The sequence below is a fragment of the Colwellia chukchiensis genome (assembly GCF_002104455.1).
In the GTDB taxonomy this organism is placed as follows: Bacteria; Pseudomonadota; Gammaproteobacteria; order Enterobacterales; family Alteromonadaceae; genus Cognaticolwellia; species Cognaticolwellia chukchiensis.
In genome coordinates this window covers 1-17,589 of the sequence record NZ_NBOC01000001.1, presented here as the reverse complement: position 1 = coordinate 17,589, position 17,589 = coordinate 1, and the positions used below count along the sequence as shown (strand labels likewise).

Annotated in this window: 26 protein-coding genes; all 26 read right to left on the bottom strand. The window is 39.0% G+C overall.

What is annotated here, in order from left to right:
- Window positions 1-30: 30 nt before the first annotated feature.
- On the bottom strand, window positions 31-702 hold the full coding sequence (locus B6K83_RS00125) for a hypothetical protein (protein WP_085282036.1): 672 nt from the start codon (window positions 700-702) through the stop codon (window positions 31-33).
- A 1-nt stretch (window position 703) separates the two neighbouring features.
- On the bottom strand, window positions 704-1,366 hold the full coding sequence (locus tag B6K83_RS00120) for a Cap15 family cyclic dinucleotide receptor domain-containing protein (protein WP_085282034.1): 663 nt from the start codon (window positions 1,364-1,366) through the stop codon (window positions 704-706).
- Window positions 1,366-2,283, bottom strand: coding sequence for a nucleotidyltransferase domain-containing protein (locus B6K83_RS00115; RefSeq protein WP_085282032.1), 918 nt, complete (start codon window positions 2,281-2,283; stop codon window positions 1,366-1,368). The genes B6K83_RS00120 and B6K83_RS00115 overlap by 1 nt, the downstream gene beginning before the upstream one ends.
- Window positions 2,284-2,332: 49 nt before the next feature.
- Complete coding sequence (locus B6K83_RS00110; RefSeq protein ID WP_085282030.1) at window positions 2,333-2,578, bottom strand: hypothetical protein; 246 nt, start codon at window positions 2,576-2,578, stop codon at window positions 2,333-2,335.
- 76 nt (window positions 2,579-2,654) lie between these two features.
- Window positions 2,655-2,801, bottom strand: coding sequence for a hypothetical protein (locus B6K83_RS18390; protein WP_175474806.1), 147 nt, complete (start codon window positions 2,799-2,801; stop codon window positions 2,655-2,657).
- 296 nt (window positions 2,802-3,097) lie between these two features.
- Entirely contained in the window at window positions 3,098-3,664 is a 567-nt protein-coding gene (locus B6K83_RS00105; protein ID WP_085282028.1) for a hypothetical protein, read from the bottom strand.
- A gap of 38 nt (window positions 3,665-3,702) precedes the next feature.
- Window positions 3,703-4,083 carry a hypothetical protein gene (locus B6K83_RS00100; RefSeq protein ID WP_085282026.1) on the bottom strand — a complete coding sequence of 127 codons (381 nt, stop codon included), beginning with the start codon at window positions 4,081-4,083 and terminating at the stop codon, window positions 3,703-3,705.
- Window positions 4,084-4,124: 41 nt separating this feature from the next.
- Window positions 4,125-4,631, bottom strand: a complete 507-nt coding sequence (locus B6K83_RS00095) for a hypothetical protein (protein ID WP_085282024.1) — start codon at window positions 4,629-4,631, stop codon at window positions 4,125-4,127.
- 20 nt (window positions 4,632-4,651) lie between these two features.
- Entirely contained in the window at window positions 4,652-5,431 is a 780-nt protein-coding gene (gene qatD / locus B6K83_RS00090) for a Qat anti-phage system TatD family nuclease QatD (RefSeq protein ID WP_085282022.1), read from the bottom strand.
- The gene (gene qatC / locus B6K83_RS00085; RefSeq protein WP_085282020.1) at window positions 5,428-6,762 is read right to left on the bottom strand and encodes a Qat anti-phage system QueC-like protein QatC; all 1,335 of its coding nucleotides are present in this window, start codon (window positions 6,760-6,762) and stop codon (window positions 5,428-5,430) included. Before qatC ends, qatD begins: the two co-directional genes overlap by 4 nt.
- Window positions 6,755-7,642 carry a hypothetical protein gene (locus tag B6K83_RS00080; RefSeq protein ID WP_085282018.1) on the bottom strand — a complete coding sequence of 296 codons (888 nt, stop codon included), beginning with the start codon at window positions 7,640-7,642 and terminating at the stop codon, window positions 6,755-6,757. Before B6K83_RS00080 ends, qatC begins: the two co-directional genes overlap by 8 nt.
- A 1-nt stretch (window position 7,643) precedes the next feature.
- The gene (locus B6K83_RS00075) at window positions 7,644-9,404 is read right to left on the bottom strand and encodes a KAP family P-loop NTPase fold protein (protein ID WP_085282016.1); all 1,761 of its coding nucleotides are present in this window, start codon (window positions 9,402-9,404) and stop codon (window positions 7,644-7,646) included.
- A gap of 11 nt (window positions 9,405-9,415) precedes the next feature.
- Window positions 9,416-9,991 (bottom strand): recombinase family protein, encoded by a 576-nt coding sequence (locus B6K83_RS00070; RefSeq protein ID WP_085282014.1) that lies wholly within the window; start codon window positions 9,989-9,991, stop codon window positions 9,416-9,418.
- A 137-nt stretch (window positions 9,992-10,128) separates the two neighbouring features.
- Window positions 10,129-10,437 (bottom strand): flagellar hook-basal body complex protein FliE, encoded by a 309-nt coding sequence (gene fliE / locus B6K83_RS00065; RefSeq protein WP_158088296.1) that lies wholly within the window; start codon window positions 10,435-10,437, stop codon window positions 10,129-10,131.
- A 232-nt stretch (window positions 10,438-10,669) separates the two neighbouring features.
- Entirely contained in the window at window positions 10,670-10,930 is a 261-nt protein-coding gene (locus B6K83_RS00060) for a DUF5676 family membrane protein (RefSeq protein ID WP_085282010.1), read from the bottom strand.
- Window positions 10,931-10,969: 39 nt separating this feature from the next.
- Window positions 10,970-11,320 (bottom strand): hypothetical protein, encoded by a 351-nt coding sequence (locus B6K83_RS00055; RefSeq protein ID WP_233143760.1) that lies wholly within the window; start codon window positions 11,318-11,320, stop codon window positions 10,970-10,972.
- 44 nt (window positions 11,321-11,364) lie between these two features.
- Window positions 11,365-11,736, bottom strand: coding sequence for a hypothetical protein (locus tag B6K83_RS00050; RefSeq protein ID WP_085282006.1), 372 nt, complete (start codon window positions 11,734-11,736; stop codon window positions 11,365-11,367).
- Between the two features lie 10 nt (window positions 11,737-11,746).
- On the bottom strand, window positions 11,747-12,169 hold the full coding sequence (locus B6K83_RS00045; protein ID WP_085282004.1) for a hypothetical protein: 423 nt from the start codon (window positions 12,167-12,169) through the stop codon (window positions 11,747-11,749).
- Complete coding sequence (locus B6K83_RS00040; RefSeq protein ID WP_085282002.1) at window positions 12,153-12,818, bottom strand: methyltransferase family protein; 666 nt, start codon at window positions 12,816-12,818, stop codon at window positions 12,153-12,155. The genes B6K83_RS00045 and B6K83_RS00040 overlap by 17 nt, the downstream gene beginning before the upstream one ends.
- Entirely contained in the window at window positions 12,811-13,146 is a 336-nt protein-coding gene (locus tag B6K83_RS00035) for a DUF2933 domain-containing protein (RefSeq protein WP_063529849.1), read from the bottom strand. The genes B6K83_RS00040 and B6K83_RS00035 overlap by 8 nt, the downstream gene beginning before the upstream one ends.
- On the bottom strand, window positions 13,136-13,489 hold the full coding sequence (locus tag B6K83_RS00030; protein WP_085282000.1) for a P-II family nitrogen regulator: 354 nt from the start codon (window positions 13,487-13,489) through the stop codon (window positions 13,136-13,138). The genes B6K83_RS00035 and B6K83_RS00030 overlap by 11 nt, the downstream gene beginning before the upstream one ends.
- Before the next feature lie 8 nt (window positions 13,490-13,497).
- The gene (locus tag B6K83_RS00025; RefSeq protein WP_085281998.1) at window positions 13,498-13,851 is read right to left on the bottom strand and encodes a cupredoxin domain-containing protein; all 354 of its coding nucleotides are present in this window, start codon (window positions 13,849-13,851) and stop codon (window positions 13,498-13,500) included.
- Window positions 13,852-13,875: 24 nt separating this feature from the next.
- Window positions 13,876-16,119: a heavy metal translocating P-type ATPase gene (locus B6K83_RS00020; protein WP_085281996.1), complete on the bottom strand. Its 2,244-nt coding sequence runs from the start codon at window positions 16,117-16,119 to the stop codon at window positions 13,876-13,878.
- 101 nt (window positions 16,120-16,220) lie between these two features.
- Window positions 16,221-16,634, bottom strand: a complete 414-nt coding sequence (locus B6K83_RS00015; RefSeq protein WP_085281994.1) for a MerR family transcriptional regulator — start codon at window positions 16,632-16,634, stop codon at window positions 16,221-16,223.
- An 82-nt stretch (window positions 16,635-16,716) separates the two neighbouring features.
- Complete coding sequence (locus tag B6K83_RS00010; protein WP_085281992.1) at window positions 16,717-17,244, bottom strand: c-type cytochrome; 528 nt, start codon at window positions 17,242-17,244, stop codon at window positions 16,717-16,719.
- Window positions 17,245-17,314: 70 nt separating this feature from the next.
- Window positions 17,315-17,589, bottom strand: a 275-nt coding sequence (locus B6K83_RS00005) for an IS3 family transposase (RefSeq protein ID WP_143327778.1), incomplete at its 5' end; no start/stop codon positions are given.

Sequence of the window (17,589 nt, the reverse complement as noted above, 5' to 3'; positions counted from 1 at the left end):
TATTCCTTACTGGTGTAAACAAATGTTCTATTACTGAACAGGTTTAGATTGAAGAGATTTAACAGCATTGTGATTAAATACAGATGATGTTACTCCGTCAAAATATGCACATTGGTGGCTGTTACACGCTATTGAATAGCCAGTATATTTTTCAACCACTCCTTTATTAACTTCGACTAATAGTTCATCAACCGCAACCTGATTATTCTTGATCTTTTCCATATATTGCTCGGCATTTTCTTTGCCTACATGTTCAGCCGCAATAAGCACCAGTATTACAGAAAGATAAAAAAACACTCCAGCACAAACATACCAAAACACTTTTGCTGAAAATTCTGCAAAGTCTTCTAATGCAGGATGTAGTTCAATTTTATTGGGTTCTTTATTGAATGCATTTCTTAGCTTTGAAAATGCTGGTTCGACAAAATTGGAGCGTTTCGCTATTTCGATAACCAAAATAGCTAAATATGCCGTAATCAGTACGCCAGAAGCGCATAATAAAACAAAGCTAATATTAGGAGCGGTTAAATTAGCAAAGGCAAAAAAGCCCTGATAAAAGATCCTGTCAATTGACAATGGAAATTGCGTTTCTTCTATGCCAAACGTTTTGAGAAAACTTAAATGATACATCAACCCAAGCGCATATAATGCCGCTAAAATCAGGCTAATGATCACTGACGCATGATTTAAAAGTCCTTTCATGTTACCTCTGGTTTTCAGGCTCTGTTTTCGGATGTTCACGGTGATCATCAGGCAACTCTTCAAGTAAATCATCACTGTAAAAATCGAAGATCATCTCACCAGTAGTTTGTCGCTCAGTCCAATAGCGCCCTTTTAGCCTACGCTTAGGGTTTTCAATAATGGACAAGACACATGCGCCATCATGGGGGTTACTCCTATGCGACAAACTAGCTCGTGGTCTACTCGTATAGCTGTATGTAAGCTCTTTTTGCTGACGCTGTTCGTCAATTAAAAAACCTTCTACATAAGAGTCACTCTGCATTTCAGAAGTTCGAACAACATATGATGTTGAGAAAAATGTCTGTTTAACGGTGAGCATTGCAGGTATAGGAGTTATTTTATTACCTGTAGCTTCGTCTACCCAGTTAGAGTATACATAACCAACCCACGTACCGTTTAGATCGGGAAATGGTACTAGCCACCCCCTAAATATTTTAAACTTCCACCCCCATTTGACAAAAATAGCTATAAGCAATAAATCAGCACTAACAACTTTAGGTACAAGGCTAAAAAAATCTTTAGCTAAAGACAGGTTCAGGCCACTAATCCAAGCAAAACCAAACCAGATAAGCGCTGATACTCCAATTAAAACGTAAATGGTGCTTTTGAGTACTATATTTTTCATTATTCGTACCCAACATAATTCCATGCCGCCACTAGTAGCCTTCGAGCCTGCTGTTTTGTCCATTTTTGATTGGAACCAAATAAATATTTTAACTCACTAACTTCACCCCATTCATCAGATGACTCTTTTCCCAATTCTGCGTACAGATATACTATCGCGTTGCGTAAAACGTCATAAAAAGTAGTGTAATTGAAATATTCATTTGGCACGTTCCAGATCAAACACTCACATAAAAATCCCGGAATGCTTCTAGCATCCTCAATTCCATTTGCGGCCATTTCATTCGTTAATTTTTTAAAGACACGGACAGTTCGCTTATACTTTTTTGAAGTAAGTGTATTTTTACTAACACCGTTTTCGTAATGTTGTTCAGGCCAATTGATGATTTTTTTACCATCGTCAGAAAATTGTTGGACGCCTGTAATATAGCTTCCATTAGTTTTAAATCGCCTGTGTTCCATAAATGGCGCAACATCTGCTTCAACTCTATAAGTGTTAGCTTTGATATCAAAGGCTTTGCTTCCCCGTGTTACCGCCGCCCTACCAAACTTGTCAACTAATGCCTTTTCTATGTCATCTTTGAAGTCATCAAAGCTATAAGATGCAGCAACATAGCCAAACGAATCTCTGTTATACCCTTTAGGGTAATGTCCAAAAAAGACATCCGAGCAAACAATCCCGACATCAACGTCCGAATCGGCCTGTACATTTACTTTATTTCGATAAGATCCCTGCAAAAAAACATTAATCGACTTGCTCGTAAGTTTTTCGGATGATTCTATTGCACTTTTAATCATACTAATGGCATTTTCGCAGCGCACTCGCTCTGTTTTTCCCGGACCTGTTGACCAGTCTTTAAACTTGTGTTCCCAATTTGATGTACCCAAGGCTTTAGCTGCGGAATTATTAAAAGACATACGTCCCCCTTCTGCGCTCGAAAGCGCAGGTAATAGTTGCAATTATTTACTATCTTGCTTTATTTGATTGAGATAGTACTGACGCAGCGAAAGACTTAGTCTCATCACTATATTTGCTACTTTTTAATACCTCAGAAGCTTTTGTTTCCATCTCACTACTAGTCTGGTTGCTTGAACTTGACTGGCTTAATACAGATGCTGCAAGCGACTTTTGCACTTGCGATGCAGATGGGTCGTTTAATGTGGACGCTGCTTTTGACGCTAACGCCTTTGAGGATTGCTTAGAATTAGTCATTTAAACTACTCCGTAAAAAATTAATAAGAATTTGGGCATCAAACATCAAGCAAAATGCCCTAGTTTTAGCTAGCTGTTATTCAGCAGGAACCAAAAGAGGCCAAGCCTTACAACCATATTTTCGAGCATCTAATAGTTGTTTTGACTTGGGATCCTTACGATATCTGCGAAAAATCAACTTCATGCCCTTAGGAACACGGATCTTCTTTTTCTTATCGGCCATCGCCAACTCCTTAAAGTTTTAAAGAGAGGCTAAAGGTTGAAATTAATTACGAAATAGACTAAATTTAGCCGCGCTTGGAACGTAAAAAATTCCTTAGATGTGCCTCTCAAGTATGGTTCATCTTTGCCTGATCTTGCTGGTAACTCGATCAGGCAGTCCTTTCCTTGATAAGCTTTTTTGACTTTCATAAACCTAATGATTCAATCTAATGTACAACAAAGCTAGACCATCAAAATAAATTTTGATGGTCTAATTATACATATTCGAACAAAAGGATCAAAGTTTTTTTTGATGGTCTATTTAATTGCGTAATATTTGAATTCAACACCGCCAGTTTCTGACTTATCTTCTACACGAAGTAAGAAGCCATCTTCATATAGCGATTTTAGTTTTGTACTAGCGTTATTCACTTTAAAACCAAGGTATTCAGCAACATCACTTGCACTTGAAATACCATTCTTATAAACGAAATCAAATATAGGTTTATTAGTTTTTGAAGGACTGCCGACTTTGTCCATTTTGATATGATCATAATGATCGCCATTATAAAAAGGCATCGGCTGATTTAAACTCAAGACGGGAGCAAGAATGTTAAGTCTTAACATTTCTTTTTCTGCATCTATAAGACAAATTCCTTTTTCTTTTCTGTAATGCTTTGCCAAACGAACAAGACCTTCTCTAGCAAAAGATGCGTCAAATACAACATCTTTAATAGAGATATAGAAAATTCTATATTCTGGTTTTTTGTCGATAAAAAAAACAAGCTCGTTAAAAACTTGCTTGCCTTCATCGTCCCCGATCCCTGTCAAAGAATTCTTTTCAAAAATTCTTACGAGACTTATAACATTTTCATTCTGTTTCATATTTTATATTGAAGCAGATAACTCTACATTTTGTCAAACTATTTGTTAAATGGTACAGCAAAAGAAATGAATGTGCCTGTGAGTTCTAGTAACTGCTCACTAATCATTAGGGAATCGATTAAATTAGGTTTGTCTGCGACTTTGAAAAAGTGGTAGTAGGTTTCAGATAGTCTAATGTGCATATCAGAATTCGTTAATTTTGCATGATGAAAACAAGTACAAAGGCCATTACCACCTTGATCGCCTTCTTTACTTGAAATACCTTTAGTCAACATTTCCAATATAAGTTCAACATCAGAGTACCCTGTATAGGCAGCATTATGGCTTGCTAAGCTAGGCTTAAGTGACTCAAGTAATCCGATCCCACTGTCACAAACCACAATTTCAGCTCTATTTTTATATATTTGTAATGCTGCCAATCCATTTAATTCCGTCTGGCTATGTTCGCAAACGTTTCTAGTTAGTTCACTAAATAGAGAAAAAACTGAATATAGAGTTCGCTACGCTGTTCTTCAGTAATATTGGGGATCTTATCAGTAATTTTTGCTGCCAACTTTTTAGGTAACGATTTATCGTGTACAGAACCAGATATTTTATTAATAGAAATATATGAGTTGCCAGATTTTTTGATCCTACTGACTTTATTGATTCCATTTGGAGATTTAAGTTTTACGCCATCAGAAAGGCATTCAAAAAAACCCATCGTCTCACAGTAGCCAAGTAATTTATTAGTTTTTCCAGAAAAATCTAATGTTACTTTCACGCCTTTATGATCAAGCTGGTTGGCTACATTAATCAAGCGTATTAAGGTGTTTATTGGTGCATTTGCTCTGGCTTGAATAACTATAGTTAGAGCTTTTTTATTGGTGAAAATCTTGTCTTTAACTTCGACTAGGAGCTTCTCAAGATCGTAACCAGAAACCCAACCAGATTTTTTTTCCGTTTTAAATTGAATTGTTGCAGCCATTTATTTTAATTCTTATTCCTTTATTCATTATAAATGGGGCGAATATCCATATTTTCAATGTGGTCACACTGTTTTTTTGTAACTAGGCATTTTAAATTATTAGATAAAGTTTCTATCACCAGCGCTTCATTAACTTCCCACTCAATAGCTAAGTAATCAATCACTAAGTTTACATTTGATGGAAATAATACATTGCCATTGAATCTTGCAAATGGACCGTCAGTTTCCAATAGGACCTTATCCTGCGGTAGCCATGAAATTACTTTTTTAGCTCTGGAAGAGTTAATCATACTAGGACCAATGGAGAAGTAACACCCTAGCTCAACGGCTTCAAGAACTTGCTTCTTTGTACCTAAGAACCAGTGGAGGATTGAAGTACCAGCTTTTGGGTGCAACCCTAGTTGTTTGAGTACTTCCCCTGTAGCGTTTAGACTATGAATAGTAAGTATCTTGTCCTCGAACATTTCACACTTTTTTAGAATATGTGTAAAAACCTCTAATTGATCATCAAAATGATCTTTAAAGCCCTTCGAACCGTCGAGACCAATTTCACCTATGTATCTAGTTCTTCCTACTAACTGGTCAAACAACGTAAGTTCATTTTTTCTTAAATGCGCTAATTGTGGGTGTAGACCTAGCGCAGTTTTGCATTTGTTTATACCTTTGGTTAGATTCACAGTGCCTTCAAAAGCAGAAGGCACTGTTGTTACGGATAATACGTAGTATCCACTTTGCTGTATGTCATTTAAAACCAGCTCGTGATCGGGATATAAATCAACATGACAATGAAGATCCATCATGATTTAAATTCATCTTTAATAAACGCTTCAACTTCAGCTAGACCACGTTTAATCGTTGACTCCAGCTTTTCACGCTTGTCCAATTCTTGAGGTATCGGCCCCGACATTCGTAGCCAAGAACGATAATTATCAGTCTGTTTCAACCTAATAATGGCTGTTTGAACCGCTTGTAGATCATCTCGCGTATCTTTTTCTTTGATAAGCCCTCTCAACCGCTTTGTCTTGTATGGCGCATCTTCCTTAAATCCTGCATGAAAAACTGACGCTCTTCGAATTAGACAAGGCACACAATGCCCACACTGTTTATGTTCTCTGTGCCAATGACTGCATGATACGCTCAAGGGAACTGCTTTTTTAATTGCATCTTGATCAACGCATTCAGCTAACATTTCACCTTTGGTTTTAAATTGATAAGGGTTTACAAATTTTACATGGAACCCAGTATCTCTAAGCAAAGATTCAAGCCTGTTCAGAAAGTTTGGGTGAGTAGTTCTAGTGCTATGGCTACCTATCCGTCGTCTTGTAAGCGGTGGATTTATAGAAATATAGCCATTTTCAGGTACGACAATAGTTTCAATGCTGCTATCGCAATTAGCATTTCTTAAGGCTGATATACCAAGTACCGCCATAGCTAGGAAGTTGAAGCTTCTTCCCCTCATGCTAATGTCGGTTTTACCTTCTAAATGCTTAATAATATGAGGAGACATTGAATAGGACAATTCGCCGAATGGCGGGGATAATAACTGCTTTATCTCCTCCTGTTTTGCACCATCTCCACGATACGCGTGACTAACCAGAAGAGGCTTTAAATCCGATTCTTCGTTTAAAATATCAATTGCACCAACTGCGCTATCAAGACCACCAGAAAAAAGGCAAACAGAGTTAAGTCCAATTAATGATTTTGCCTTTACTTTCGCTTGCTCGCTTGTTTTAGGAGTCGGCATCGGCATAGTTGTTTTTTCAAAAGTAAACTGCCATTGATCACCCGTTAGAAAGTTGAGCAAAGAACTTAGTTCAGGCTCTACAAAATTCCACATATCCTCATCGGTAACAGGAACATGTAAATGCATTTTTCTAGCCCATGCATTTTCTGCATTATCCCTCAATTCAAATGTATCAGCGGCGGTAACGGCGGTTGCAATTGTTATCAGATCTATTGCATCAGCGTCTACATTTAACCCTAGATCACGTACTGTTTGAAGCAATTGCTTTGATACTAAGCTGTGCTTAGTGATGTCATTTTGATGCGTATGAAACATCTGGACAGGATGACAATCATCAGAAAAGTCAGGCAAGTTAGCTGGGTCATGGTTAAAATAAAAATTAGTCATCAAAGCTCACCCATTCATCCACTGTCATTGCAATTGCATCGGCTTGAATTTTAATAATATTTTCCTTGCTAATAGTGCTGGGGTTGCCTCCAGTTACTTTGTCTAACTGCTCTTGTGTGATCACTTTTATTAATTCCCTTAATTCAACTTCCATTTGATGATGCTTGCTTGCAGGCTCAACATGAAACCAAGCTCTGCCCATACCTTCTACAACATCTTGAAATATAAGATCTGTTAAATAACAGCCTATTGCTTCTTGAATAACTTCGTCAGTAAAACTGTTTGGGTCAAACTCTTCTGTATCGGGTAGTGCTTCTTCTAATGCGTAGTCTAACGCTACTCTTACAGCATCCGAATCGGCATTATCAGGTGCCAAATGACTAGCAATTTTGTCAATCGCTTGGTCAGTCGATAAACCAGTTAAATCACCTAATGACAAGCTTTGATTATTGATCGTTACGGTGTCTCCACGCATGACACCAAGCAATCCAGAACCAGCAGTTATTCCACTTGCTAGTCTCCGGCTAGTACTCTTACCTCCACCAGAGCCTTTTCTAGAGTAACTTTTTAATGAACGCCTTAGATCCGAAGTTGATCCACCTGTTTGAGCGTACTTACCAAATGCTCTTCTTGCACTAGCAAACCTATTTGGAGGCGGTGTTGCTGTTGGTGAACCGCCGATTTCTTGTTGAACCTTGTCATTGTCAATATCGTTACTATTGTCATTCTGATCATCTGCTTGACCACTGTCAAAGCCTGTTTGATCATCCCCATCAGTACCTGATGCAGGTTCTATCGTGACGGGGTCTCCTTGCTCTGCCCACGATGGAATTAGCGGACTCTTGTTATTCGGTCCTGTTGACGATGCGGACGTACCCATATTACTTAGTTCCCTCTAGTTCTTTTAAAATTGGATTAAGCCACCTTTGTCGGGGCAAGCTTTTTAAGAATGTAAGAAGACTTAAACAACATTTATCATCCTGCTTGGCAAGTAGCACTGCTCCATAAATGCCTGTAGGTCTTTCAGTCCAATCACCAATCAACTTAAAGTTTTCAATCAAACCATCCATGACTGACATGTATTCTTCCTTAGGAGTTGTGGTAATCGCAGTAGAGTTAACGCCACTGACCCTTACCTTTTGCTTCATTAAGTCTTCTACAAGTTTTTGAGCGGCTCCTGACATTACCGCATTAACAGCGCCCATTGGAATGCTTTCTCGACTCAGATACGCCGCTGGAGTCAAATCCATCTCAGTAAACATTGGAGGTAATTTTGACCATTTATCAATAAAAGCTAGGTCTAGCTTCCACTCTTCAGGTAACTTAATTTCGTCAAATTCAACTTCTGAATTTTCGAGTTCCGCCAATACTTTTGGGAATCCCTTTTCCTTGTCAATTAATTCATAAAGCTTATTGGTAGCCTGAGTGCCTAAGCACCTCTCAAAAATTACCAGCTTAGTGATGGTTTTTTCATCAAGCTGCATACCTCGACGGTGAGCCGTTTTCTTTCTCATCTTCACTTGGTTCAGTAATCGCTTAACTATGCGAGGGTTGCCGTTAATGTTTGTAGATTCAGCTAATAGTGGAGCTAACTGCTCAGCAACTACAAATTTACTTCTGAGTTCTGAATGCTTTTCGATAGCGTGATCTTGAAGTAGCTCATCAATGGTTATTTGTGGTTGTTTCCACGACAGCCTTAATGATTCTTCAAGGGCACATCTTATCGTTTCTAATTGAGCATCGGTAACGCCGTGGTCTTGAGCAGTAAGCATCATTAAATATGCCCTTATCTCCAGAACGCCGGGTCTTGGTACATGCACAGGAATTTGAATAAGCTTGTCTAAATAATCAGTTTGATGTCGTTGAGATGCACCTTTGTGATATTCCGGCACAGCCAAGCGGATCATGTCTTCATCGGCGGCAATAACAAATGCGGTATTTGGTAGAAATAGAAATAATCTGATCGCCTCAAGTGTTGAAATGGCATTAAATGGAGAGCAGCGATCTAAATTATCGACATAGACAATAAGTGGTTTATCAAACTCCTTTAGCAGATCTGAATATGCTTTTCGGAATTCTTTAATTTCTTTAGGAGGTGAGAATGATTTCTTATCTTTGATCAAACCTTTGTTTTTCTTCGCGACATCCTTAGCGCCATCGACAGCACCTTTTACATCATCAACATCCAGTTCACCATCGTCACCACCACTGAATAGTCCCATGATCTTCTGTATACCACCTATAGTTGGTATACCAGCTAATGCTGCACCACCATCCATAAGTAGTCCCATCAGTCTGATCTTATCTATTCGTCCAGCAAACTCTTTTGCTTTTGCACTTAGGTTTTTATCGTCTGCTGCTTTTTTAACTAAAGTAGATGCGATTGTTTCTAATAGCGCAGCTTTAGCATCATCGTACCCTTGGAAAGTCCATGCATCAAAATGTACTTGGATATATTCTTGTTCATCAGTTTCCAAAGATGCTTTGGTAAGTTCAAGAATAGTAGATTTTCCTGCGCCCCAATCACCAAAGACACCGACGCTAATAGGCATTAATTCCTTTTCTGTTATAAGGTCTTTAATCGACTCAGCCGCTTCATTAAAATTTAAGAAATCAATTTTTGATTCTTTGTCAGACCACATAACATCTCCCTTTATTTATTATTTTGCTTTTCCATTCTTTTAATAGTTCTGTGAACCGTAGGGCGGCTAACAGAATATTTTTTTGCTAATGCAGAAATCGATTCACCATTTAATTTATCTTTATATAATTCCTTCGCTTGTTTATCAGACAAAGCAGGCATTCTCCCCATATGTTTGCCTTTAGCCTTAGCCTCTTCACGACCTTCAGCTGTTCTGGCTTTTATTAAATCCCGCTCAAGCTGAGCGAAGACTCCGCAAAGGTTGATCATCGCCGTCGAGAATGGATTATCATTTTTAGTATTGAGAGAGCCGTCGATGATATTTAAACACGCTCCCTTTTTATGAATACTTTCAATTGCTTCGAGAATAGTCTTTAATGATCGGCCAAGCCGGTCAAGGCGAGTAACAATTACTTCATCGCCTTCTCGTATAAAATTTATGAGATCTTTTAACTTCTCATCATTTTTAATCGAAGCACCACTTTGCTTCCCTTGAAATATTTTCTCACAGCCATGAGCGCCCAACTTGGACAGTTGAACTTGTAAATCTTGTTCTTGAGTCGAAACTCGTGCAAAACCAACTTTCATATGTACGAAACCTATACCTTTCGTACACCATAACAATTACATGAACGAAAGTCCATTTAATAATTTCGTACATGAACGAAATAAAACGATGACTTTCTATCATAAATTCTAGTTGTTTACTCTAACATACTAAAAGTTTATAGAGCCATATTCATAATTTCTTTGTACCCTTCTATTGCTTTATTTCTAACTTGTATAGTGGCTTCAGTAGCAACTCCTGCTTTTGATCTTGCAATCATAACCTCTGCTAAACTAATGTCTGTTGTCCCTAACTCGAATTCTTTTGTCGCTTTACCTGCTTTTTGATGCAATTCATTTACATTGTCAATCGCTTTAATAAGTAGTTTAGAGAACTCATTATTATTAGTTTTTTGTTCCTCTAAGCTCGATTTATAAACAGATGAGTTTTGGAGCTGGCTAATTAAAGTGTTTTCGATATGAAGCATAAACATACTCTTCGTCAATTAATTGTCTCTCACTAAGACTGCAAATTGAGTGCCAGATAAAATACACTTTACCTTATAATTCAATAACTAAGGTATGTTTAAGTCACACCTTAGACTTCAAATTCAAACTGAAAAAAGTTTTTCATTCTTGCTTAGCGTCATTCAATTAATGATTGATTAAATGGATTCGCTGTTGTTAATTTAATTATTTCCACCAATCTAAATGTGACTACTATTTCGAATTCAGGTTATTGTAAATCTTTGCTACAATTCCCCCTGTTACACCTGCAAATAACACCCAAAAAAATCCACCAATAAATACTCCTATAAAGGACATCTGCCAGCCCAGAATTTTCCAGTCAGTATGCAACATGTTGCCCGTCATACTAGACATCATATCAGGCAGCATCATTACCACCATTGAACAAACCAACCAAACAATGCCAAAGGCGGCTGCACAAGCCAACGCAAAAGCTTTCTCATTAAGTTTCATCGTTATTCTCCAGTGGTGGCTTGCGCCACCACTTAATTACTATTCAAGCTCCACCATATCTTTCGCTGCAATATCACCTGATAGTAGTTTTACCGTAGCGAAGTGATCATTCACAATTTTAGTAATTTGAACAGTTCCCACTTTTTCTATGGTATACGGATCATCACCTTCACCCGGCGCTATTTCCTCATGGAATCTAATAACACTGTATTTTTGTCCAACCTCCGCGCCATGTTTGGCACCAATACAAATCAGAGTTCGATCAGTAGACTGCTCAACCACTTGACCCCTCATCATATTTTTGTGATAAAACGCAGTATTGGAACAACCCGCTAGAAAGATACCAAATACAAATAAAAGTAGAATTTTCATATTGGATGTTTTCATCATTTTCTCCTCATCTTACTTATTAACTGAGCAAGCTTTTCGTAAGCTTACTTATTTTTCCGGCTTGCACCCGGAGGAACTTTGTGACAACTCCACGGTTTATGAGCAGCGTTGTCTTTAACATTCTGATCAACAAATTTGTAGTAGCTTTCTTTAGTATGTGTCCACCAATCATCATGAACATCAGCACCATGTTTGCGAATTACTTCCTCAACCCCATCAAGGTTTATGTTCACCGCATCATATGCGAGATGTATTTCACCTTCTTTGATGTTGTAGCTAACTTCATCAATACCAAAAAGCTGATCAATTTCTTTTACTAGCTCGTCACAATTTTCTTCTGTGACATTACTTAGCCTCAAATTGCGAACAACTAAATTCTGCTCTCTAACGCCAACTCTATGCTCTAAATCGCTCATAATTTACCTCCTAATGAGAGTGCGAGTGGTTTTGTTTTTTGCCTTTCATTTCTGTCATCTTTTCTTTCATTTGAGGCATCATGTTTTCCATCATTTCCAGATGATGTTCAGCCATTGCAATTTGTTTATGTATAGGTTTGTCTTCCATACCTCGATGCATGATCTGCATAATTTTCATCATTGAACGTCTATGTTTATGCATCATTCTTTTTTGCTTTTCAGGATCTTGTTCAGATTTAATTGCTAAAACTTCTTTTTTCATTTCCATCATCTTTTTATGCATTTTTTCCATATTTTCATGCGACATTGCCATGCCTTGATGCATATCAGAATTGTTCGCACCTTCATGTTTATGCTCATTGTTTTGAGCAAATAAACTTGTGGCCGCCAATAGTGAGCTGACAAATAGAATTGATTTACCTAACGTTTTCATGATTTTTACCTTCTATGTTCTTATTAAAATTTGGAATCCAACTTGGTGTCGACTCCATATACTTGTGGTACTCAGAGCCAAATTCAGTAATCGCTTGTGCTTCTTCGCGTTTCGCTAGCTTGACGTAAACAACGACTAAGATTGGAAACATCGCAAGTGTTGGGATGGTCGGCCACTGCAATAAGAAGCCGAACATGATTAGAATGAAAGCTAGATACTGTGGGTGGCGACACCTTGCATACCATCCAGTTGTAGCCAATTGATGATGTTTTTGCGCGTGATGCAATACATTCCATGCTGAAGACAACATAAAGAAACCTGCAACAATAAACACCATACTCGCTATATGAAATGGGTCCCAATGGGCATCACCTTCAAAACCAAAGAAGGTATGTAATAAATGTCCATTTTCATGCGCAAAGAAGTTAACTTCTGGATAGTTTTCAGTTAACCAACCAGACAAAAAGTAGATAGTTAAAGGGAACCCATACATTTCAGTAAATAGGGCGACTACAAAGGCGGAGAACGCTCCAAGGCTTCTCCAATCAGTAGAAGTTTTTGGTTTTACAAAACTAAAGGCAAAAAAGATAAAAATTGCTGAGTTCAGTATCACCATTGACCATAAGCCATAATCATATGTCTCATTCATCACTGTTCTCCTTTTTATGTGATTCCTTACGTCCTTCCTCTAACCCTTGTATGTAGCCGTCACGATAGGCAGCATTTTTATCCGTTAGTTCTTGAAAGCTCTCTTCCTTTTTCTCATCAGGCGCATGTGAATGATCGTGGCCATGTTTGCCATGACTGCCATGCATAAATACGTGCATCAACGGGCATAGCAATAAAATCAAATAAGGAAGAAATTGCAGTACATGCTGTCCATGTTCAAAGATTAAAAAATAGGTGGCTGCGGCAATAAGCACCAATGCAGCCCAACCCGTGGGTGTTGACCAAAATTTAGGGTGCTCATTTTTCATATTGGCCTCCTATTGACCTTAAATCTTCCTTTGAAGCTTCAGACTTAGAATTTATCCAGTAGAGATTATCCACAGGAGAGATGCTAACTAATCCTTCGCCTTCAATGTTGGTATGCGCAGCATCGAGCAAAACTTCAGCAACATGTTCAGCATCATCAAAAGCAACATAAATGGTCATTACTATATGTGCTGATAAGTGATTTCTGTTGTAAGTATCAGCATATGCACCTCTGCCTGTTGCTTTATGAATGGTAAAGCCTTTATAGCCATGTGAAAGTAGTGCCTCTTCTACTCGTGTTAACACCATTTCATCAAAAATGGCTGTCACTTTTTTCATGTTCATAACCCCTCCTAAACAACCTTTAAAACACCGCGATACATTTGCATCTGACAATGAAACTCATGCTCTCCCGCTGATAAGTTCAATAAGGTAATTTGAGTAATTTCATTTAATTTAAGCTGCTCGCTTATCTCTAATGATGGAATAAGCATTGTTTCAGCGCAGGGTGATTGATCTTTGCGCATAAACTTCAGAGTGACAGGCTGACTAGCAGACACTTGAATTGAGGATGGTGAATACACGCCATCCCTCACTTCAATGAGTACTTCATTATCTTGAACAATTGTTTTATTGGGTTTGTATAGCCAAAACCACCAAGTAATCAGCGCGATTAACACTAAGCCTAATAAGTTAATTATCATCATTGTGATTCTCCTAATGCTTACTTTCTATGAGTTTTGGGCTTTAAAAAAGCGAAGTCGATTTGCATTTGACACTACAGTCAATGACGAAAACGCCATTGCAGCTCCTGCAATTACAGGGCTAAGCAGAATGCCAAAGAAGGGATATAGAATCCCCGCAGCAAAAGGAATCCCGGCTACGTTATAGACAAACGCGCCAAACAAGTTTTGTTTTATATTTCGTAAAGTAGCTTTGCTTACCGCTATGGCATCAGCAAGGCCATGAAGTGAACCACGCATTAGGGTAATGTCAGCACTTTCGATAGCTACATCAGTCCCTGTGCCTATGGCGAAGCCAACATCGGCTAACGCTAGCGCAGGAGCATCGTTGATGCCATCTCCTGTCATACCAACAATTTCGCCGCCTTCTTGTAGCTCTTTCACCTTGTTGGCTTTATCTTCTGGCAGCACTTCAGCAAGAAACTCACTAATACCCGCTTTTTTGGCAACAGCGGCAGCGGTTTCCTTGTTATCACCCGTTAACATGATGACGCGTATACCATTAGCCTGAAGTCGTTTGATAGCAGAGATTGAGTCTGATTTAATAGGATCTGCAACTGCAATGATTGCTGCAAGTTCACCATCTACAGCAAAGTACATAGGTGTTTTGGCTTCTTTGGCTAAAGACTGCGCTTGTTCAACAAAGCCAGTGAGGTCTATGCCTTTTAACTTCATTAGTTTATCGTTTCCGAAAAGCAGGGCTTTATTGTTGCAGTTTGCTTCTACACCAAAACCCGTAATGGCGTTAAACGCTTCAATTTTTAGTAACTCAATATCCTTATCTAATGCACTTTCAACAATCGCTTGCGCTAAGGGGTGCTCTGAGCCACTTTCTAAACTTGCTGCAAGCTGTAGCACGTCTTTTTCGTCAGTGGCTTTTGCTAAGACAATATCGGTTACCTTAGGTGCTCCTTCAGTAATAGTGCCCGTTTTATCTAAAATCATGGCAGTGATTTTAGAGGCGGTTTGCAGTGCTTCACCGTTTCGAATAAGCACTCCGGCTTCTGCTGCTTTTCCTACTCCGACCATGACAGACATGGGCGTTGCCAAGCCCAAAGCACATGGGCAGGCAATAATGAGTACGGTAGTTGCTGATACGATGGCAAAAGCAATTGCTGGCTCAGGTCCAAAGTTAAGCCATGCTAGCGCACTTAACACAGAGATGATCATCACTACAGGCACGAAAAAAGCTGAAATAACATCGGCCAAGCGGCCAATCGGCGGTTTTGAATTTTGTGCTCGTTTCACCATATTGATGATTTGCGCAAGCGCCGTGTCTTTACCAACGCGTGTGGCTCTAAATAAAATCATGCCTGATTTGTTCAAAGTACCAGCGACAACCTCATCTTCTTCGGCTTTTTCAACAGGCATCGGTTCGCCTGTCAACATGGACTCATCAATAGAGGTGTGCCCTTCCAATACTACACCATCGACGGGAATTTTTTCACCCGGCTTTACCTTCACAACATCATGAAGCAAAACCTGTTCGATACCTATCTGAACCTCTTTGTTGTCACGAACCACGGTTGCTGTTTTGGCTTGCAAGCCGATAAGACGTTTAATGGCCTCAGAGGTTTTACCTCTGGCTTTTATTTCTAATGCTAGACCTAAATCAATTAAGCCAATGATCATGGCTGTAGCTTCAAAATAAACATGCCGTGCCATCAATGGAACGGCGTCAGGTGCAAACACGACAACCATCGAATACACCCAAGCTGTACCTGTTCCTAAAGCTATTAGAGTGTCCATATTAGCGGAGTGGTTTTTAAAGCTTTTCCAAGCGCCAACATAAAAATGCTTACCTGAAAAATACATAACACCAAAAGTTAAAATGCCGACAACCAGCCAAGACATGCGTTCAAGGTTTGTTTCAACCGTCATTTCTCCAACCACAATGCTGTAGATCATCAAAGGAACGCCGAGTGAAAGGGCAATAAACGTATCGCGCATTAGCTTTTTGTAATATGCCCAATCCGCCGCCTCTTTCTCGTCAAGCGCATCTGTTGCCGAGCTATCATCAATTGGCTTCGCGTTATACCCCACAGACTCAACAGCTTTGATCAAATCTTCTGTCTTAGCTGTCCCAGAAACTGTTACAGTCCTATCAGCAAAATTCATTTCCGCACTGACTACACCAAGAGTTGCCTTTAACGCCCCTTCAATTTTGCCTACACAGCTAGCACACCCAGCCCCTTCAATGATGAGCTGTTGGTTATGTGATACTTTCTCCAACGTATTCTCCTTACTTTTACACGAAGAGGATTGAGCTTTTGCCTGACAGCAACAGCCTGATTCGGTTTCTATATTTGTATTAGTAGTCACCATTTTTCCTCCTATGCCTTTTTAATTTGTTCAAAGTTTTCGATGAGATGACAAACCATGTTTGCAGTCGGTGCTTTGTCTTCCATTTCTTCCCATTGAGAAAGAGCTGAAGACATTTTTCCTCGAAGTGCCAACATTGCTTGAAACTGTTTTTCTGTTTCTTCAAGCCGCTCTTTGATCAGGCTTCTGACTAATGGGCACGCACTTTTACCATCTTCAGATTCATTAAGAATTTGCTTGATATCAGCAACGGCAAAACCAAGGTTTCTGGCACTTAAAATGAATTTAAGTCTCGATACCTCTTTATTCGAGTATGACTTGTAGCCGTTCACTGACTTAGCAGGTTTTAACAGTCCCAATCGCGTGTAATAGCGCACCGTATCAGCAGTCGTTCCAAGGCTTTTTGCCAGCTCTGTTACTTTCATATTTACTCCTTAGTTTTTCACCTAAGTTTGTACTCTCACCTACAGCTTAGACCTGTGCCTAAGACACAGGTCAAGCGCTTCCTTATGATTTAATGTACTCAGCTATTGCTTTTATCTGTTGCTCGTTTAGCGGCATTTTAGGCATAGGAGAAGATGAGTTATTAAACTGAGGATTTTGGAGCTTCTTAATAAAGAAGCCGACCCCTTTGTTTTTAATCGTTTCATCTAACGCTGGGCCAACAGTGCCACCATCACCTTTTAATGAATGGCAGCCTTGGCAACCAAATTGGGTAAACAATTGCTTTCCATCAGGCGCAATCATCTTTTCTGGCGCTACTTTTTTTGCCAAAGGTACGCTTTGGCTAGTGAGTTCCAAAAATTCAAGAACAGCTTGCGTTTCTTTACCTGTTAAATGCGCCTTTTCTCGCATATGCGGCATAATGACTTTCCATTCGGGAATAGAAAATTCATGAACAGCGCGAGCGTTATGGCATCTTGCACAATTGTTGTTGATCACTTCCGCACCGGAAATTTTCTCTTCTGCATGAGAGCTAAAAGCAGACAAAAGAGATAGGCTGACAACCAGTAATATTTGAATAATTGATTTCATTTAAGTGTCTCCCTTAAAAGCCATAGCTGTATTGAATAGCGAAGCGCTTGTCATCTTTGATCTGGTCAAGCTAGGCCGCACACTTTTTACTTACACTTTCAAACTCAATTGGCGACATATCATTTAAGGTCGTATGTAATCGAATTGAGTTATAGTATTTGACGTATTTTTCAACATCGATTTTCATACTTTCTCTTGTTAAGTGATAAACATTTAACAGCCATTCATTTTTCAAGCTACCGAAGAACCTTTCAACTACTGCATTATCCAAACAAGCGCCACGGCCACTCATTGATGACATGATTCGATTAGCCCATAACAACGCTTGGTAACGTTTGCTGGTAT

Excerpts from the sequence above, each read along its gene's own strand:
- B6K83_RS00125 (WP_085282036.1), bottom strand. The coding sequence starts at position 702 with ATGAAAGGACTTTTAAATCATGCGTCAGTGATCATTAGCCTGATTTTA.
- B6K83_RS00120 (WP_085282034.1), bottom strand. The coding sequence starts at position 1,366 with ATGAAAAATATAGTACTCAAAAGCACCATTTACGTTTTAATTGGAGTA.
- B6K83_RS00115 (WP_085282032.1), bottom strand. The coding sequence starts at position 2,283 with ATGTCTTTTAATAATTCCGCAGCTAAAGCCTTGGGTACATCAAATTGG.
- B6K83_RS00110 (WP_085282030.1), bottom strand. The coding sequence starts at position 2,578 with ATGACTAATTCTAAGCAATCCTCAAAGGCGTTAGCGTCAAAAGCAGCG.
- B6K83_RS18390 (WP_175474806.1), bottom strand. The coding sequence starts at position 2,801 with ATGGCCGATAAGAAAAAGAAGATCCGTGTTCCTAAGGGCATGAAGTTG.
- B6K83_RS00105 (WP_085282028.1), bottom strand. The coding sequence starts at position 3,664 with ATGAAACAGAATGAAAATGTTATAAGTCTCGTAAGAATTTTTGAAAAG.
- B6K83_RS00095 (WP_085282024.1), bottom strand. The coding sequence starts at position 4,631 with ATGGCTGCAACAATTCAATTTAAAACGGAAAAAAAATCTGGTTGGGTT.
- qatD (WP_085282022.1), bottom strand. The coding sequence starts at position 5,431 with ATGATGGATCTTCATTGTCATGTTGATTTATATCCCGATCACGAGCTG.
- qatC (WP_085282020.1), bottom strand. The coding sequence starts at position 6,762 with ATGACTAATTTTTATTTTAACCATGACCCAGCTAACTTGCCTGACTTT.
- B6K83_RS00080 (WP_085282018.1), bottom strand. The coding sequence starts at position 7,642 with ATGGGTACGTCCGCATCGTCAACAGGACCGAATAACAAGAGTCCGCTA.
- B6K83_RS00075 (WP_085282016.1), bottom strand. The coding sequence starts at position 9,404 with ATGTGGTCTGACAAAGAATCAAAAATTGATTTCTTAAATTTTAATGAA.
- B6K83_RS00070 (WP_085282014.1), bottom strand. The coding sequence starts at position 9,991 with ATGAAAGTTGGTTTTGCACGAGTTTCGACTCAAGAACAAGATTTACAA.
- fliE (WP_158088296.1), bottom strand. The coding sequence starts at position 10,437 with ATGCTTCATATCGAAAACACTTTAATTAGCCAGCTCCAAAACTCATCT.
- B6K83_RS00060 (WP_085282010.1), bottom strand. The coding sequence starts at position 10,930 with ATGAAACTTAATGAGAAAGCTTTTGCGTTGGCTTGTGCAGCCGCCTTT.
- B6K83_RS00055 (WP_233143760.1), bottom strand. The coding sequence starts at position 11,320 with ATGATGAAAACATCCAATATGAAAATTCTACTTTTATTTGTATTTGGT.
- B6K83_RS00050 (WP_085282006.1), bottom strand. The coding sequence starts at position 11,736 with ATGAGCGATTTAGAGCATAGAGTTGGCGTTAGAGAGCAGAATTTAGTT.
- B6K83_RS00045 (WP_085282004.1), bottom strand. The coding sequence starts at position 12,169 with ATGAAAACGTTAGGTAAATCAATTCTATTTGTCAGCTCACTATTGGCG.
- B6K83_RS00040 (WP_085282002.1), bottom strand. The coding sequence starts at position 12,818 with ATGAATGAGACATATGATTATGGCTTATGGTCAATGGTGATACTGAAC.
- B6K83_RS00035 (WP_063529849.1), bottom strand. The coding sequence starts at position 13,146 with ATGAAAAATGAGCACCCTAAATTTTGGTCAACACCCACGGGTTGGGCT.
- B6K83_RS00030 (WP_085282000.1), bottom strand. The coding sequence starts at position 13,489 with ATGAACATGAAAAAAGTGACAGCCATTTTTGATGAAATGGTGTTAACA.
- B6K83_RS00025 (WP_085281998.1), bottom strand. The coding sequence starts at position 13,851 with ATGATGATAATTAACTTATTAGGCTTAGTGTTAATCGCGCTGATTACT.
- B6K83_RS00015 (WP_085281994.1), bottom strand. The coding sequence starts at position 16,634 with ATGAAAGTAACAGAGCTGGCAAAAAGCCTTGGAACGACTGCTGATACG.
- B6K83_RS00010 (WP_085281992.1), bottom strand. The coding sequence starts at position 17,244 with ATGAAATCAATTATTCAAATATTACTGGTTGTCAGCCTATCTCTTTTG.